The organism is Oerskovia sp. NPDC057915, from assembly GCF_042887685.1.
In the GTDB taxonomy this organism is placed as follows: Bacteria; Actinomycetota; Actinomycetes; order Actinomycetales; family Cellulomonadaceae; genus Oerskovia.
In genome coordinates, this window is sequence record NZ_JBHVOS010000023.1 from 47179 (window position 1) to 63371 (window position 16193).

Annotated in this window: 13 protein-coding genes; 6 read left to right on the top strand and 7 right to left on the bottom strand. The window is 74.2% G+C overall.

All coding sequences use genetic code 11. The annotated features are described in order from the left end of the window. Positions 1-46 precede the first annotated feature (46 nt). Complete coding sequence (locus tag ACFVQ3_RS15250; protein ID WP_387640678.1) at positions 47-1246, top strand: winged helix DNA-binding domain-containing protein; 1200 nt, start codon at positions 47-49, stop codon at positions 1244-1246. A gap of 102 nt (positions 1247-1348) precedes the next feature. Here ACFVQ3_RS15250 and ACFVQ3_RS15255 read toward each other — a convergent pair whose 3' ends face one another. Next, complete coding sequence (locus ACFVQ3_RS15255) at positions 1349-1957, bottom strand: NYN domain-containing protein (protein ID WP_138822938.1); 609 nt, start codon at positions 1955-1957, stop codon at positions 1349-1351. A 134-nt stretch (positions 1958-2091) separates the two neighbouring features. On the opposite strand from ACFVQ3_RS15255, the gene ACFVQ3_RS15260 reads away from it, so the two are divergent. Next, complete coding sequence (locus ACFVQ3_RS15260; RefSeq protein ID WP_387640680.1) at positions 2092-2850, top strand: type 1 glutamine amidotransferase; 759 nt, start codon at positions 2092-2094, stop codon at positions 2848-2850. Positions 2851-2911: 61 nt separating this feature from the next. Further along, positions 2912-3211 (top strand): Dabb family protein, encoded by a 300-nt coding sequence (locus tag ACFVQ3_RS15265; RefSeq protein ID WP_387640682.1) that lies wholly within the window; start codon positions 2912-2914, stop codon positions 3209-3211. Between the two features lie 76 nt (positions 3212-3287). Here the strand turns inward: ACFVQ3_RS15265 and ACFVQ3_RS15270 are convergent, their stop codons facing one another. Beyond that, on the bottom strand, positions 3288-4085 hold the full coding sequence (locus ACFVQ3_RS15270) for a PspA/IM30 family protein (protein WP_387640684.1): 798 nt from the start codon (positions 4083-4085) through the stop codon (positions 3288-3290). A 62-nt stretch (positions 4086-4147) separates the two neighbouring features. After that, entirely contained in the window at positions 4148-6256 is a 2109-nt protein-coding gene (locus tag ACFVQ3_RS15275) for a TPM domain-containing protein (RefSeq protein ID WP_387640687.1), read from the bottom strand. Positions 6257-6424: 168 nt separating this feature from the next. Here ACFVQ3_RS15275 and ACFVQ3_RS15280 point away from each other — a divergent pair, with 168 nt between their 5' ends. Continuing rightward, positions 6425-7147: a DUF5701 family protein gene (locus tag ACFVQ3_RS15280; protein WP_387640689.1), complete on the top strand. Its 723-nt coding sequence runs from the start codon at positions 6425-6427 to the stop codon at positions 7145-7147. A 284-nt stretch (positions 7148-7431) separates the two neighbouring features. On the opposite strand, the gene ACFVQ3_RS15285 is transcribed toward ACFVQ3_RS15280, so the two are convergent. From ACFVQ3_RS15285 to ACFVQ3_RS15295, 3 genes are all read right to left on the bottom strand, one after another. After that, entirely contained in the window at positions 7432-9099 is a 1668-nt protein-coding gene (locus tag ACFVQ3_RS15285) for a DNA repair helicase XPB (RefSeq protein ID WP_387640691.1), read from the bottom strand. Positions 9100-9147: 48 nt separating this feature from the next. Beyond that, a complete protein-coding gene (locus ACFVQ3_RS15290) occupies positions 9148-11742 on the bottom strand; it encodes a helicase-associated domain-containing protein (RefSeq protein WP_387640694.1) in 2595 nt (864 codons plus the stop codon). Positions 11743-11810: 68 nt separating this feature from the next. Continuing rightward, on the bottom strand, positions 11811-12737 hold the full coding sequence (locus ACFVQ3_RS15295; protein ID WP_387640696.1) for an alpha/beta fold hydrolase: 927 nt from the start codon (positions 12735-12737) through the stop codon (positions 11811-11813). Between the two features lie 72 nt (positions 12738-12809). Here ACFVQ3_RS15295 and ACFVQ3_RS15300 point away from each other — a divergent pair, with 72 nt between their 5' ends. Then, positions 12810-13469, top strand: coding sequence for a TetR/AcrR family transcriptional regulator (locus ACFVQ3_RS15300; protein WP_387640699.1), 660 nt, complete (start codon positions 12810-12812; stop codon positions 13467-13469). Between the two features lie 139 nt (positions 13470-13608). On the opposite strand, the gene ACFVQ3_RS15305 is transcribed toward ACFVQ3_RS15300, so the two are convergent. Further along, positions 13609-15582 (bottom strand): DUF3352 domain-containing protein, encoded by a 1974-nt coding sequence (locus ACFVQ3_RS15305; RefSeq protein ID WP_387640701.1) that lies wholly within the window; start codon positions 15580-15582, stop codon positions 13609-13611. A 229-nt stretch (positions 15583-15811) separates the two neighbouring features. On the opposite strand from ACFVQ3_RS15305, the gene ACFVQ3_RS15310 reads away from it, so the two are divergent. After that, the gene (locus ACFVQ3_RS15310; RefSeq protein ID WP_030144143.1) at positions 15812-16192 is read left to right on the top strand and encodes a cold-shock protein; all 381 of its coding nucleotides are present in this window, start codon (positions 15812-15814) and stop codon (positions 16190-16192) included. Position 16193: the final 1 nt, after the last annotated feature.

The window sequence follows — 16193 nt, forward strand, 5'->3', positions numbered from 1 at the left end:
CGCACCGGGCCCGGGCCGTGCGCGGACGACCAGGACGAGGACCAGGATGCGCATCACCGACCACGACCGCAGGGCGCGACTGGTCGCGCACCAGCTCGACCTCGGGGAAACCGGTCCACGGCCCGAGACCACGGTCGAGGGCGTCGTCGACCGCCTCGTGGCCCTCCACGCGACCGACGCCCCCAGCGTCTACCTCTCGGTCCTCGCGCGCGTCCCCGGTCTGCGTGTCGAGGACGTGCAGGCCGCGATGTACGAACGGCGCTCCCTCGTGCGCGTCCTCGCGATGCGCCGGACCCTGTTCGTCGTGGCACGCGACCAGGTGCCCGTCGTCCACGCCGGTGCGAGCGCCGCCGTCGGGCGACGGCTCCGTGCCCGGCTCCTCAAGGAGCTCGCGACGATCCCGACGGACCCGCCCGTCGAGGACGCCGAGGCCTTCCTCGCGGGTGCCGAGGAGCAGGTCCACGGCGCCCTCGCGGAGCACGGGCCCCTCACGGGCGCGCAGCTCTCGGCGCGGGCCCCCGTGCTGCGGACCGCGTTCCTGCCGACCACGACCAGGTCGTGGGACGTGCGGCGCTCGCTGACGTCCCCGCTGCTGTCGCTGCTGTCCGCCGAGGGGCGGATCGTGCGGGGTGAACCGACCGGCGGGTGGTCCTCCAACCGCTTCCTGTGGCGCCCCGTCGAGGACTGGCTGCCGGGCGGCATCCCCGAGCTCGACGAGGCCGAGGCCCGGGTGCGGCTCGCGTCCGCGTGGCTCGAGTCGTTCGGGCCCGCGACCGTCGCGGACCTCCAGTGGTGGACCGGTTGGAACCTGGGACAGGCGCGGGCCGCGCTCGCCGCGCTCGACGTGCGCGAGGTCGAGCTCGACGGCCTCGGGACAGGTGTCGCCCTGCGGTCGACGGACCTCGCACCCGCGCCGGAGGCTGCCGCCGGTCACGTGGCCCTGCTGCCCTCGCTCGACCCCACGGCCATGGGCTGGAAGCACCGCGACTGGTACCTCGGAGCGCACCGCGAGCACCTCTTCGACACCGCGGGGAACATCGGCGCGACCGTCTGGTGGGAGGGTCGCATCGTCGGCGCCTGGGCCGTGCGGACCGACGGCTCGCCCGCGGTGCGCCTGCTCGAGGACATCGGGTCGGACGGCGCCGCGGCCGTCGACGTCGAGGCCCTGCGGATCACCGGGCTGCTCGACGGCGGCGGCGTGACGGCGTCGTTCCCCACGCCGCTGTACCGCGAGCTGCGGGGCTGAGCGCTCCCCGGGCGGCCCCGGGACGCGCGGAGGGCGGGACCGCGCGACGTGCGCGCGGTCCCGCCCTCCGGGGGTTCCCGGGTCGCACCGGGCTCCGAAGGCTCAGAGGTAGCGCAGCGGGTCGAACTCGTCGAGCGGGATGATCCGGACGCGCGGCAGGACCGTGGTGAAGGCGCCCACGTTGTCCTCGAGGTCGTGGAAGCTCAGGCCGCGCGACGCGAGCTCGGAGAAGCGCGAGTTGACGAACTCGCGGAAGCAGAGCAGCCCCACGCGGCGGTCGCCGTCCTCGAGGAGGTCCTCGACCTGGGGGATGAAGTCGCCGTCGTGGCTCGCGAGGAGCACGTCGCCCGGACGGTCCTGGAGCGCCTCGAGGGTGCGCTGGATACCGATGTCGACGACCTTCTCGGAGCTCGACCCGGCCAGCGGGATGGGACGGTAGCCCATCGCGAGCAGCGCCTGGACGAACGCCATGGGCATCTGGCCTGACGACGCGTTGAGGAAGAACAGGGGCGTGACGTCCTGGCCCCACAGGTTCGCCGCGAAGTCGACGATGCGGTCCCAGCGGGGACGCTCCTCGGGGTTGGGTCGGTGGCCGAGGACGCTCATCCCGAGCGTCGCGTCGATGTTCTCCCCGTCGACGATCAGGTAGGTGCGGCGCCTGGCCTCACCCTGCGTGCTGACGAGGCCGTTCGACGTGCTGGAGTCCGACATGGGTCCAGCCTATCCGTCGGGACGGCGCGGGCAGGCCGTCCGGGCACGGGGTGCGTGCCCGCCCCTGACACGGATCCTGCCGAGGCGTGGGCACGGTTTGCATGTGAACCCCCGGTTACGAGTACCTTTCAGCGGTGAACCTCCAGCTTCTCGACCCGGTCCGGATCACGGTCGTCCAGAACTCCCCGGACGTCACCCTGGACACCTTCGCGGACCGGCTCGGCCCCGACGTCCGCCTCGTGCGGCCCTTCGCGGGCGACGCCCTGCCGGACCTCGCGGACCTGGGGCACGGCCTCGTGGTCCTGGGCGGGCAGATGTCCGCCTACGACGACGACGTCGCCCCCTGGCTCCCCGCTCTGCGCGACCTCCTGAGCGCCGCGGTGCTCGCAGCGGTGCCGACGCTCGGCGTGTGCCTCGGTGCCCAGCTCCTCGCGGTCGCGGGCGGCGGTCACGTGCAGGTCGCGGCCCCTCCCGGCCGCGAGGTGGGCCTGACCCGGGTGTTCTGGAAGACGGGGGCGGAGGCGGACCCGGTCCTCGGTCCGCTGGCCCGTGCGGCGGCGGGGACGGGCAAGCGGGCCCGCTCGCTCACGCTCAGCATGCACGCCGACGCGATCATCGACCTGCCCGCGGACGCCACCTGGCTCGGCATGTCGGACATGTACCCGTACCAGGCCTTCCGGCTCGGCTCGGCGCTGGGCGTGCAGTTCCACCCCGAGGCGAGCCTCGACACGATCCGCGGGTGGGCCGCGGACCACGACGACGTGGACACCGAGAACGTCCTCGCCGAGGCGGCGCCGTTCGAGGGCGAGGTCCTGGAGACGGGCCGCGTGCTCGCGGAGTCGTTCCTCGCCGTCGTGCACGACGACGTCGCTCGCCGGGGCGTGCGGGCGTAGGTCCTGCGTCGGGCTGCGTGTCCGCCGATCGCTACCGGGCGGTCGGTGGCAGGGTGTCGGCATGATCCGACACACCGTCGCCTTCCGCCTGCGCCACCCCGAGGGGTCCGCCGCCGAGGCCACCTTCCTGACCGACGCCCGCGTCCTGGCGCAGATCCCCGGCGTCGAGAGGTTCGAGCAGCTGCGCCAGACGAGCGCGAAGAACGCGTTCACCTTCGGCTTCTCGATGGAGTTCGCCGACGCCGACGCCTACGCGGCCTACGACGCGCACCCCGATCACCGGGCGTTCGTCGCCGACCGCTGGGTGCCCGAGGTCGAGGACTTCCTGGAGATCGACTACGAGCCGCTGACGGCGACCTGAGCGGCGCGCTCGTGACACGGCGACGGCCGGCGACCACGAGGGTCGCCGGCCGTCGCCGTCGGTCGGGAGACGTCGTCTACCAGTCCCCGGACGGGGCGTCCTGCGTGCCGGCCTCGATCGACGTCACGGTCGTGGGCGTGATCTGCGGGGCGGGGGAGGCCCCGCCGCTCTTGAGTGCCGCGAGCCGCGCCTCGACCTCGATGTTCGCCCCTGACGCCTCGAGCTCCTCGAACTGCGCGTCGAGCGAGGACGCGGCGACCTCGGCCTGGCCGAGCGCCTTGGCCTCCTCGCGACGCACCTTCTCCTCGAAGCGCGAGACCTCGCTCGTGGGGTCGAGGACGTTGATCGAGCTGATCGCACCCTGGACGGTCTGCTGCGCCTCGGCGGACTTCTGGCGGGCGACGAGAGAGTCGCGCTTGGACTTGAGCTCGCCGAGCTTGCCCTTCATCTGCGCGAGACCGGTCTTGAGCTTCTCGACGGTCTCGCGCTGCGACGCGATGAGCGGCTCGGCCTGGCGGACCTCGCCCTCGGCGGAGATCTGCCGCTGGAGCGCGACCTTGGCGAGGTTGTCGAACTTGTCGGCGCCCGCGGTGTCGCCCGACGAGCGGAACCGGTCGGCCTGCGCGGACGCGGCGGCGGCCTTGTCGCCCCACTCGCGCACGGCCGCGACGTCCTCGTTGTAGTCCTGCTCGGCGAGCCGGAGGTTCCCGATGGTCTGCGCGACGGCCTGCTCGGCGTCGGCGATGCTGTTGGTGTAGTCGCGGACGAGCTGGTCCAGCATCTTCTGCGGGTCCTCGGCGCTGTCGAGGAGCGAGTTGATGTTCGCCTTGGCCAGCTGGGTGATGCGTCCGAAGATGCTCTGCTTCTCTGCCATCGGTCGTGCCTTCCTGCTCGTGGATGGGGTGCGCGATGCTCGTGCCTGACGTGCCGTCCGACCTAGAACCGTCCTCCTCTGCTGGAGCGGCCGCCCGAGGACCGGCCGCCCGACGAGCCCCTCGACGAGCGGCCCGACGACCCGCCGAAGCCGCCCCCGCCGAACCCGCCGCCGCCGTAGCCGCCGCCGAACCCGCCGCCCGAGCGGCGCCCGCCGCCCCCGCCGCGCAGGATCTGGTCGAGGAGGATGCCGCCGAGGACCATGCCGCCGACGTTGCTGCCCCCGCCTCCCGAGCCGCCGCCGAACATCCCGGCGTCGTTCTGCTGGGACTCCCACGCGGACGCGTCGCGCTGCGCGAGCTGCGCCGCGGCCTGGGCGAGCGCGTCGGCCTGCTGGGCCGTGGCGAGCGCGCGCACGGGGTCGGAGGGCTGGAGGGCGCGGGCTTCGCCGAGGTAGCGGATCGCCTCGGAGAGTCGCGTGCGCGCTTCGGGCCCGACGGCGCCGCGCCGGGTCTCGATGAAGTCGTTCGTCGCGCGGACCTGGGAGTCGACGCGCCCGATCGTGTCGCGCAGGAGCGCCGCGGCGCGCGCGGCCTGCTCGGCGCTCGCCCTGAACGGTGCCAGGGCGGCGTCGATCGCGGCCTCGGCGTCGGTGAGCCTGCGCAGGGCCGCGATGGGGTCGCCACCGCTGCGCGCGGTCTGCGCCTCGGCCACGGCGGCCTGCGCCTCGGTGGCGCTCGCCGTCACGGCCGGGTCGGCCGGCGCGAGCCGGGCGGCGTCGGCGATGTCGGCGGTGATCGACGCGACCGCGACGTCGAGGCGCTGCCCGGCCTGCGCGAGGACCTCGCCGGCGGAGTCGATCGCGTCGAGGAGGGTGACCGCCTGTCCGACGGCGTTCTCGGCGGCGCGGGCGTGCGCGACGGCCGACCCCCGGTCCTTGCTCTCGAGCGCTGCGCGCCCGGCGGCGATCGCCTCGCGGGCCCCCGCGACGAGCTGGAGGGCCTGCTGAGGGTTCGCCGAGACGGAGGCGAGCGCTGCCTCGGGGTAGGTCGCGGAGAGCGCCGCGAGGGTGCTGCGGGCCGGGTCGACGCGGGCCTCGACCTCGCCTGCGCGACGTTCGACCGTGTCGAGCACCTCGGGGGCGCGGGACTGGAGGTCGCGCAGCTCGTCGAACTGGGCGGACTCGGTGTCGAGCGAACGGGCGACCTCGGTGCACAGCGCGATGATCTGCGCCATCAGCGTGCGGGCCTGGGGCTCGGCCTCCGGGGTGTCGTCGTCGAGCTGCTGGCGCAGCGCGAAGGCCTGGGACACCTTCTGCTTGCCCTTCTCGAGCGCGGCCTGGAACTCCTGCGTCGCCTCGAGGCCGAACTGCGCCTGGGCGAAGCCGAGCTCCTGCTCGGACGTCTTGACGGCGTCGTCGATCGCGACGAGGGCCGAGCTGGCCCGCCGGTTCAGCTCGTCGGTCGGGAGCTGGGCGAGCTCGTCGGCCTCGTCGGGCCCACCGGGCTTGGCGGCCGTCCCCCGGCGCCTGCTCAGGATCGCGCGGACCACGAAGAAGCCCGCGATCGCGAGCAGGCCGACCACGAGGGCCACGAGCCAGCCCGAGCCGCCCGAGGACGACGAGCCGGTCGCCTCGGTGCGCAGGGTGTCCGCCGCGGCGACCGCGGCCCCCGCCCAGTCGTCCTGGCTGAGCTGGTCCTCGATCGCCTCCTGGACCGTGTCGAGCGAGGCCTCGGAGAGGCCGATGTTGTGGTCGGCCGACAGGTCGTAGCGACGGTCCTCGGTCGCGACGGCGAGCAGGACGTCGTCCCTGCCCAGGCCGGACAGGTTGGCCGTCGAGGTGGCCCAGGTCTGCGCGTCCTGCCCGTCGAACGTGTCGACGTACACGACGAAGAGCTGGTACGGAGTGTCCTCCTCCAGTGCATCCATCGCGGCCTCGACCTCGTCGGTCCGGTCCCCGAGCACCCCGGCGGGGTCGGTGATCCGGCTCGGGAGGTCGAGCGGCTGGGCGGCCGGGAGGGAGGCTGCGGCAGGTGCCGCGTTCGTGGGGCCGAGGCCGCCGGTGAGGACGAGCGCGCCGGCGATCCCGAGCGTCAGGACGCCACGGAGGACGGGCTGACGCGCGGGGTGAGCCGGGCGGGAGAGTGCGGGGGGAACGGACGACGAGGCCACTTCGTGATCCTTTCCCACGGGTGCGGGTGTCGCAATCGTGAAACGGGACAGCCGGGGCATTTCACCCGACCTGGTGGTCCACGGGGGTGCGACGGGTGCCGTGGGCGTCTCCGCGGGAATGTTCGTACGGCGTACCATGTTGACCGAGGACGTCGACGAGAGGAACCCATGACGAGCACGACGACCGCTCCGCACGCACGAGCCGCTACCCCGGTGGCAGCACCGTCCGTGGCCCCGCCCCCGCGCCCTGGGCTTCGCCCGCTCGCCGACCAGGCCGAGCGACTCGTCACGCTCGGCGTCCACGAGCTCGCGGGACTGTCCGCGGCCGAGGTGCGCGACGTCGTCGGGCACCTTGCCCAGGGGGTGCCCGACGGCGGGCTGCTCGTCGTGCACCCCCGCCTCGTGCCGCCGTCCGTCCTCGCACCGCTGCTGCGCCTCGGGGACAAGGAGGGCTTCGTCGTGGTCGACATGGAGGACGTCGACCGCTTCGAGCCCATCGAGGGGCTCACGCTGCCGGAGGGCCCGCTGTACGTCGTGACCGGCGTCGAGCGCGGCGACGACATGGCGAACTGGTCCCCGGACGAGGCGCTGCCCGAGATCACGCGACGCGACCGCACACCGCTCGTCCTCGGCGAGGGCATCCACTGGGCGCTCCAGGTGCCCGACGTCGTCGAGCGCAACCACTGCTACATGACGATCGGCTCGCGGCTCCGCAAGGCCCCGGGGCGCCTCGACGCGCGCACGCCCGCGGTATGGATCTCGAACGGCACCGGCCGCGACGGCAAGGAACGACGCGGGGCCCCCAAGGTCGGCTGGTGCTGGGCGGGCAACCGGCACACCTGGCTCGGCTTCGCGTCGGGCGCGCGGCGGATCGGGGCGCCGACGCGGTAGAGCAGGCAGGGGCGACGGCGGGCACGGGCGGACCGTCGGGCGGGTGCAGGGGGGGTGTGTCTGCAGCGGAGCGACAACAATTGTTGCCGCTCCGCTGCAGACACACCCGACCACCCCGGGAGGTGCGCGCCTCGAGGGCTGACGGCGCCCGGCGAGTGCCGTGGTCCTGCGTCGCGGCGGCCCCACCCGCTACTGCACGACGCCCAGGTCCTCTCCATCTGTGGTCGGCCCTGGACCTCGTTCCGTGACCGGCGGGTACCTTGCTGCGCTGCGGTCCCCACCGTTCACTGCACGACGCCCAGGTCCTCGGCGTCGACGATGCGGTACGCGTAGCCCTGCTCCGCCAGGAAGCGCTGGCGGTGCGCCGCGAAGTCCTGGTCCACGGTGTCGCGCGAGACCACGGCGTAGAAGTGCGCGGTGCGCCCGTCCTGCTTGGGCCGCATGATCCGTCCGAGGCGCTGCGCCTCCTCCTGGCGGGACCCGAACGACCCGGACACCTGGATCGCGACCGACGCCTCGGGCAGGTCGATCGAGAAGTTCGCGACCTTGCTCACGACGAGCCGGTTGATCTCCCCGGACCGGAACGCCTCGAAGAGTCGCTGACGTTCGCGCACGGTCGTGGCCCCCGTGATGACGGGCGCGTCGAGGTGGTCGCCGAGCTCCTCGAGCTGGTCGAGGTACTGGCCGATGACGAGAACCTGGTCGTCGGGGTGCGCGGCCGCGATCTGCTCGACGACGCGGTTCTTGCCCGCCGCGGTGGCCGCGAGCCGGTACTTGTCCTCGGGCTCGGCGGTCGCGTACGCCATGCGGTCGCGGTCGGACAGCGTGAGGCGCACCTCGACGCAGTCCGCGGGCGCGATGTACCCCTGCGCCTCGATGTCCTTCCAGGGGGCGTCGTACCGCTTGGGCCCGATGAGGCTGAAGACCTCGTCCTCGCGCCCGTCCTCGCGCACGAGCGTCGCGGTCAGGCCCAGGCGGCGGCGCGCCTGGAGGTCCGCGGTCATGCGGAAGATCGGCGCGGGCAGCAGGTGGACCTCGTCGTAGACCACGAGCCCCCAGTCGCGGGCGTCGAGCAGCTCGAGGTGCGTGTAGACGCCCTTCCGCTTGGTCGTGAGCACCTGGTAGGTCGCGATGGTGACGGGCTTGATCTCCTTGCGGGCACCCGAGTACTCGCCGATCTCGTCCTCGGTGAGCGTGGTGCGTCGCACGAGCTCGTCGCGCCACTGGCGTGCGCTCACGGTGTTGGTCACCAGGATCAGGGTCGTCGTCCCGGACTTCGCCATGGCCCCGGCTCCGACGATCGTCTTGCCCGCGCCGCAGGGGAGCACGACGACGCCGCTGCCCCCGTGCCAGAACCCCTCGACGGCCTGCTGCTGGTAGGGCCGCATGGCCCAGGGCTTGTCCTCGTGCGCCGGGTCCGTCGGCGACAGGTCGATCGGGTGCTTCTCACCGTCGACGTACCCCGCGAGGTCCTCGGCGGGCCAACCGAGCTTGAGCAGCACCTGCTTGAGGTGCCCGCGCTCGGACGGGTGCACGATCACCGAGTCGTCCCCGAGCCGGTCGCCCACGAGCCCTGCGGTCCGCTTGGACTTGAGGACCTCGGCGAGCACGGCCTTGTCCGTCGCCTGGAGCACGAGCCCGTGAGTCGGGTGCGCGACGAGCTGGAGCCGCCCGTACCGCGACATGGTCTCGGCGACGTCGACGAGCAGCGCGTGCGGCACCGGGTAGCGGCTGTACTCGAGCAGGACGTTGACGACTTGCTCGGCGTCGTGCCCTGCGGCGCGCGCGTTCCACAGCCCGAGCGGCGTGAGCCGGTAGGTGTGGACGTGCTCGGGGGCGCGTTCGAGCTCGGCAAACGGGGCGATCGCCCGTCGGGCGTCGCCCGAGCGCGGGTGGTCGACCTCGAGCAGCAAGGTCTTGTCGCTCTGCACGATCAGGGGGCCGTCGGCCATGGGCGTCCTTCCGGGTGGTGCGCCGTGTCGTGACGCGGGTGGTGTGGGCTAGTCGTTCGGTGCCCCCGCCGACGCGTTCGTGGTCGCGTCGGTCGACGCGTCCTGGGTGGGGGTGGGGGCGTCGGTGAAGACGCCCGCGATGCGGTGGACGGCGACGGTGAGCTCTGCGTCGCGCGCGGGGTCGAGGGCGCGCAGGCGGCCGCCCTCCAGGACGAGAGGCTTGACGCGGCGCCGGGTCGGCTGACCGGTGGGGTCGATCGTCTCGAGGACCACGTGGTCGCCCGCGTCGATCGCGTCGCGCAGGAGTCCCAACGCCGCGGGAGGTTCGGTTGTTCCGCGAGGTTCGGGCGCGACGTCCACCGGCGTCGTCGTGGCGGGCGGTGCGGCGAGCGCGGCGTCGTCGGCCGCGCGCAGGCGGGGGACGAGCTCGGCGTACCGCTCGCGCCGGGCGGTCGCGTCCTCCTGGTGCACCACGGGCCCGACGGCGGAGCGCCCCCGGGTGGCAGTGTCCAGCGGTCGCCGCCCCCCGACGCGGGAACGGGCCGTGGTGCGCAGCCGCTCGGTGCGCACGACCCGCCCGTCGGGACCCTCGACGGTCGATGCGAGGCCGCGGTCGCGCAGCGCGGCCTGGAGCGTCGCCGCAGGGACGAGCGAGACCAGGACCGTGGGCGCGATGCGGAACAGCGACAGGTGACGCAGCGACGGATCCTCGACGAGGCCCGTCAGGAGCGCGGCGTCCTCCGCACGCACGTAGCTCGACGCGCTCCCGACCCGCAGCCGTCCGTGCCGACGAGCGGTGTCGCGGACGAGGTAGTCGAGGGGTTGGGGGAGCGAGGCCCGCGAGTGGCCGGCCAGGTCCGCCAGCAGGTCGTCCGCGGTGCGGCCCGCGTCGAACGCGCGGGTCAGGGACTCGGGCGTGAAACGGACCGTGATCGCGGCCCCGCGGGACTCGACCTCTGCGGCGTCCTCCAGGAGGCGCTCGAGCGCCGTGCTCGGTCGGCCCGGGACGATCCCCGTGAGGTCGCCCTGGAGGAGCAGGTCGTCGACCTCGGGCGGCAGGACCGACTCGAGGGCGGTCGCGAGCGCGGCCTCCGTGGACGTGAGCGGGGGCGCGCCCGACCTGCTCGACCCCGCGGAGGTGCTCGTGCGCGCGGCGGGGGCGGCGCCGTCGGGCAGGAGGAGTGCACGGCCCGTCGGTGCGAGCGCCCCGACCCCCGTGACCCCCAGGAGGTGGGCCTCGTGGAGCAGGCCCTCGATCGCCTGGAGCGGCGGGACCGACCGGGGCGAGCCCCAGCGCAGGACCTCCAGGAGGTCGTCCGGGCTCAGGGCCGTCCCGGGGCGGTCGGCGAGCGCGGACAGCAGGTCGAAGCGCAGGCGCGGGACCCACGGCCTGGTGAGGTCGGGTTCCAGCGCGGCGCGCAGCGTGCCGCGCTCGTCGCGGCTGCCGACGGTCCACGGCGTCCTGCCCGAGCCCGCCCAGGCCGCGGCCAGCAGGGCCCAGCGCGGTGAAAGGGGGAGGTCGAGCCAGTCCTCGCCCGCGATCGTGACGGTGAACGAGGGAGGGTCCTCGCCGTCGTCGACCACGAGACCCGTGGCGAGCGCGAGCTCGGCGACGAACGCCGCCGTCGGTTCGTCGACCTCGAGCGTGGTCGCGAGGCGCCGGAGGTCCCGCACGCCGAGGCCGCCCGCGCGCAGGACGCTCGGCGGCGAGGCCTGCCACAGCGCGAGGAGGTGGGCGACGAGCCTGACCACGTCCTGCGCGGCGCGCGCGGCCTCCGCGGCGATGGTGTCCTCGGCGAAGCGAGGGGCGTCGGGCTCGGGCGCACGGGCGAGGGGCTTGGCGTGCGTGCGGCCCTCGCGCAGGGCGAGGGCGACCTCGCGGGGCAGGACGACGTGCCGCTCGTCGGACGCGAGCAGGAGACGCTGTCGCAGGAGCCAGGTCGTCGCCTCGCGGCCCACGGGGTCGGCACGGGGCGCGACGCCCACGGGCGGCCCCCACGTGAGGGCGTCGAGGATGCTACGGGCGCCCGGCGGGGCGTCCGACAGGAGGTCGGCGAGGTCGGCCGGCCCGGTGCCGGGACGGACGTCGGCCGGGGCGGGGGCGCCGGCCGGACGGGCAGCGAGAGGGGACGACGGGTCGGTGGGGCCGAGCCCCGCCGGGTAGGGGCCGAGGACCTCGGACAGGCCCGGCGCGACCGCGAGGTCGGTGCGCTGCGACGGGTCACGGTCCCACAGCAGCGCGGCCTCCTCGAGGTGCGCGAGCGCGGCCCGCACGACCGGGGCGTCCGCGTCGCTCGCGCCGAGCGCGCCGAGGACACGGTCGACCGTCACCGCCGTGTCGTCGCCCGGGGCGCAGCGCGTGGGACGGGTGGGTGCGGGCCGGGACGCCGACGTCGGGAACGCGTGCTGCTCCCCGAGGACGAGGACGGACTCGAGGACCTGGAGCTCGAGGGCGTCGAGCCGGGCGATCGCCCGGTCCAGGCTGGTGCGGCTGGTGGCACGTGCTGCGAGCGAGCGCAGCGTCGACGGCGAAGGAGTGGCCAGGTCAGGGCGCTGCAGCAGCAGCGCGACGAGGTGCTCGTCGCTGCGGGAGCGAAGAGCCTCGGGGAAGGTCCGGCGCAGAGCCGGAGGCGTTGAGGCCATCCGTCCGATGTTACGCGGGTCGGCGGTTCTCCCGCCCCAGGCCCCTCGGTGCGGACGGGGCAGGACCGTCAGCCTGCGGCCGTCCGCACCGGCGACGCCGGTGCGCCCGTCTCCGAGGCGTCCACGTGGAGGTCGTCGACCGCGGCGAGCCCGCCGCGGACGAACGCGGTGAGGGCGTCGAGCGCGACGTCGGCCGAGAGGACCGAGGTGTGGCCGGACCCGGAGGTGCGGACCATGGTCGAGCGGCCGGCGTGCGCGGCGTGCAGCCGGAGTGCGTCGTGGTCGGGCATGCGTCGGTCGCCGCGGTCGTGCACGACGAGCAGCTCGGTCCCCGCGGGGAGCGGGTGCGCGACCGCGTCGTAGCGAGCGGCCATCGAGGCCCTGTCCTCGCCCAGCCGGTCGTGGAAGCGCGCCTCGAGCTGCGTCCGGGTCGCGTGGTCGAGGTGGAGCTCGCGCGCGAACTCGGTGAGGAACGCGTCCGGCCCGCCGACCCCGGAGACGACGGCGACCCGTCCGGTCCGCACGGACGTGCGGGCCACGGTGAGCGCGGCCAGGGAGCCCAGCGAGTGGCCGACGATCGCGCGGAAGGGGCCGTGGAGCCGCTCGAGGGACTCCGCCGCGGCGACCCAGTCGCGGATGTCGGCCCGTGCGCCGGGGGAGTCGCCGTGGGCCGGGGCGTCGAACGACACGACGTGGAACCCCTCGGCGACGAGCTCGCGCACGAGCGGCGCGAGCTGGGAGGCGCGCCCGCGCCACCCGTGGAGGACCAGAACGGTCTCCCGGCCGGTGCCCCACTCGTGGACCACGAGCTCGCGCCCGTGGACGGCGAGCCGGGTCCGGAGCGCGGAGTGATGGGTGTCGACGTCGGCGTCGCGCACGGGGGTGCGCGGCGTGGTGACGAAGAAGGAGCGGAGCGCGAGGCGCCCGGCGAGGGTGGGTGACATGGTGCCGACGGCGCGCAGGGTGCGGCCGACCAGGGTGTGCAGCGTGGGCATGGCTCCTCCAGATCAATACGCACGAACGTTCGTTGTGTAGATTACGCGATCGATCGTTCGTATACTAGGGAGATGGCTGATCCCGCTGTCCTCGACGGAAGGCGCGCACGAGGCGACGCGTCGCGCTCGGTCGTGCTCAGGAGCGCGACGGACCTCGCCTCGATCGAGGGGCTCGACGGGCTGACGATCGGTCGCCTGGCCGAGGAGTCAGGACGCAGCAAGAGCAGCATCGCCACGCTCTTCCGCGGCAAGGAGGGGCTGCAGCTCGCGACGGTCGCCGCGGCCCGCGAGGTCTTCGTCGCGACGATCGTCGAGCCTGCCCGGGCCGAGCCAAGGGGGCTGCGCCGCCTGGTCGCGCTGCTGCACAACGCCCTGGCGTACTCCAGGGACCGTGTCTTCCCGGGCGGCTGCTTCTTCGCCGCGACGTCGGCCGACGTCGACTCCAAGCCCGGCCCTGTCAATGACGCCGTGCGGTCGGCCCTGACCACCTGGTACGGATATCTCGAGGCCCAGGTCCGGGCAGCGGTCGCGGCCGGCGAGCTCACGATCGACCAGGACGAGGCCGACCGGCTGGCATTCGAGCTGATCGCGCTCGACGAGGCCGCCAACTCGCGGTCGCTGCTCCTCGGCGACGACCGTCCCTACGCGCTCGCCGCGGCGGGCATGCGCTCACGCCTGCTGGCCGCCGGCGCCGACCCCGCGCTGCTCGACGGGCTCGTCGGCACGGCCTGAGACCCGCGCGCGAGCCCTCGTGGCGGCCCGGAGGCCCGGCCCCCTGGGGACCCGGACGCCCAGGCACCCGGGCACCCGGACGCCCAGGGACCCGGGCACCAGGAACGCCCGGACGCCCGGGCGCCCGGGCGCGCCTGCGTCAGTCGAAGCTGACGCGCACGCTCGTGAGGCTGTGGTCGCCCGTGACCCGGCTCGAGAGCCCGACGGCCCGCAGGGGCTCGACGTACGCGATCCACGAGTCGTCGCCGCCCGTCGCGTCGATGTTCGCGCGGGCGATCGACTCGAGCGCGTCGACGTCGAGGTACGCCGCGTTGGCTGCGCCCTTCGCGTCGGGCACGACGGTCCGGAAGGCACCCACGGTGCCGAGCGTCCCGTCCTGGGCGAGCCGTGCGGCGTAGGCCTCGTTCGAGGCGACGACGAGCCCGTCCTTGGTGGTCGCGCTCGTGAGCGCGTCCGCGCCGGCGTCCACGAGGATCGCGTCGATCCGGCCCAGGAGGTCCTCGAGCGCGGCCTTGTCCCCGATCGTGCGAGCGCCCAGGTCGACGTCGGCCGGCCCGGTCACGGACGAGACGTCGTCGAGACCGGCGGAGTCGAGAGCCACGACGACCTGCTCGCCCAGCAGGGTCTTGAGGTCCTCGGGCAGCCGCAGGTCGTAGGTCTTCTCGAGCTCGTCGACCGTCTCCTGGAAGCTGAGGTCGCTCGGCAGGAGGTCGCCGGTCGCGCCGGCCGCCTGCCAGTCGTCCCCGAAGAGGTCCTCCTCGGCGCCCAGCGAGGTGTCGAGGCCCTCGTCGAGCGCCGGGTAGCTCCCGGTGCAGCCCGCCATGAACGACTCGTCGTAGCTCTGGGTGACCTCGGCCAGCTCCTCGGGCGTGAGACCCCAGCCCGAGGCGTCCAGCGCGTTCTCCGGCAGTGCGAGCAGTGCCGCGCACTCGGCCTCGGTGGCGGTGACGAGCGAGCCCGTCGTGCGGACCTCGTGCGCGGACAGGGTCCAGTCGTCGCCGAGCAGGTCCTCACCGGAGCCCAGGCTCCCCAGGCCGCTCGACCCGTACGTGTCGGCGAGCGCGCCGAGCTGTTCCCAGAGCTGGTCGACCGACGCGGGGTCGATCGTCGCGGACGAGGCGAACAGGGTGCTGTCCGGCAGACCCGTGAGGAGCGAGGGCCCCGACCCCTTCAAGGGCGCGAGGACCTTCTCGTTAGCACCGACCGCGATCGCGATCTCCAGGTGGTCGGCACCGGCCCGTGCCGCTCCGGCGACCGAGCGGAGGCTCTCGGGGACGGCGGCGCCCAGCTCGTCGGTGCGCTCCTGCCCCTCGAGCGTGGTGATCGCGCCCTCGACGTCCGCCCACCAGGAGATCAGTCCGGGGTCGCCGAGCGCCTTCATGTCTGCGGCGAACCGGGGGGCGTCGGCCAGCGGCGCCTTCTGCGCGGCTGCCGCCACGTCCGCAGCCACGACGTTCTCGGAGGTGATGAGCGCGTACCCGTCCGCGAACGCGACCTGGGCGGGCTCGATGCCGTCGCCGCAGCCCAGGCCCGACTCGATGGCTGCCCGTGCGGCGCCCTCGTCGGTCACCTGGAGGGCGACCACGGGCTCGGGCTCGGGCGTGGCTCCCGCGTCCCCGGTCGCCGCCCCCTCGACGGGCGGCAGCACGGCGAGGGCAGCCCGCTGGCCGATCCACGGTTCGACGTCGGTCGCGTAGTCGATCTCGCACGTGCCGCTCTTCGAGATCGCGTCGACGACGAGCCTGCGGAGGTCTGCGTCGTCGCCGAGGTCGACGTCGAGGTCGGCCGCGAGGTCCGGGAACCTGTTCGCGAGGCGCAGCAGGTTGACCTTCTGCGTGGCCGACGGGTCGAGGTCGACGCGGACGTAGGCGAACGCGGTGCCCGGGAGGGCCGCCTCGGGCTGCACCCCGCCGCCGTCGAGGGCGCTGTAGGCGAACACGCCTCCACCGACCAGGACGAGGGCCGCGGTCGCCGCACCGCCGAGCACGAGGCCGGTGCGCAGCCGGGACGGCCTGACGGTCACGACCGCGCCCGGCGCGGGGGTCGGGCCTCCGGCGGGCTGCTGCCACGCTCCCGAGGGGTCGGCAGGGGGGAAGGTGGGCGGCGTGGTCATGGGAAACCCTCTGGATCGGCGGCGGCTCGACCGACGCGGTGCGTCGGCAGTCGCCCGAAGGCTAGTGGAGGCCGAGGAGAGGCCGCAGCCCTCTTCCATGGGGAGAACTCCCCGCTGCCGGAACTCACCCGGGCGCGCTCGTCGGGGTGCGGCCCGGCGGATGCGACTGTGAGGGCTCTGTCCCGGTAACCTGGGAGTTCTGATTCCCACGAGCACAAACGAGGTTCACGTGCCCACCGGCAAGGTCAAGTGGTTCGACACCGAACGAGGGTTCGGCTTCATCGCGAGCGATGAGGGCGACGAGGTCTTCCTGCACGCTTCCGCCCTGCCCGACGGCGCGGCGCCCAAGCCCGGTGCCCGGGTCGAGTTCGGCGTGGCCGACGGGCGACGCGGCCCGCAGGCGCTCGCGATCAAGCTGCTCGACCCTGCGCCGTCCGTGGCGAAGGCCCAGCGCCGTCCGGCCGAGGACCTGGGGGTCGTGATCGAGGACCTCATCAAGGTCATGGACAAGGTCGGCGGCTCGCTGCGCCGAGGCCGGTACCCGGATGCCGCGCAGGGAGCCCAGCTCGCCAAGGTGCTGCGCGCCGTCGCTGACGACCTGGAGGCATGAC

Excerpts from the sequence above, each read along its gene's own strand:
- ACFVQ3_RS15250 (WP_387640678.1), top strand. The coding sequence starts at position 47 with ATGCGCATCACCGACCACGACCGCAGGGCGCGACTGGTCGCGCACCAG.
- ACFVQ3_RS15255 (WP_138822938.1), bottom strand. The coding sequence starts at position 1,957 with ATGTCGGACTCCAGCACGTCGAACGGCCTCGTCAGCACGCAGGGTGAG.
- ACFVQ3_RS15265 (WP_387640682.1), top strand. The coding sequence starts at position 2,912 with ATGATCCGACACACCGTCGCCTTCCGCCTGCGCCACCCCGAGGGGTCC.
- ACFVQ3_RS15270 (WP_387640684.1), bottom strand. The coding sequence starts at position 4,085 with ATGGCAGAGAAGCAGAGCATCTTCGGACGCATCACCCAGCTGGCCAAG.
- ACFVQ3_RS15280 (WP_387640689.1), top strand. The coding sequence starts at position 6,425 with ATGACGAGCACGACGACCGCTCCGCACGCACGAGCCGCTACCCCGGTG.
- ACFVQ3_RS15285 (WP_387640691.1), bottom strand. The coding sequence starts at position 9,099 with ATGGCCGACGGCCCCCTGATCGTGCAGAGCGACAAGACCTTGCTGCTC.
- ACFVQ3_RS15290 (WP_387640694.1), bottom strand. The coding sequence starts at position 11,742 with ATGGCCTCAACGCCTCCGGCTCTGCGCCGGACCTTCCCCGAGGCTCTT.
- ACFVQ3_RS15295 (WP_387640696.1), bottom strand. The coding sequence starts at position 12,737 with ATGCCCACGCTGCACACCCTGGTCGGCCGCACCCTGCGCGCCGTCGGC.
- ACFVQ3_RS15300 (WP_387640699.1), top strand. The coding sequence starts at position 12,810 with ATGGCTGATCCCGCTGTCCTCGACGGAAGGCGCGCACGAGGCGACGCG.
- ACFVQ3_RS15305 (WP_387640701.1), bottom strand. The coding sequence starts at position 15,582 with ATGACCACGCCGCCCACCTTCCCCCCTGCCGACCCCTCGGGAGCGTGG.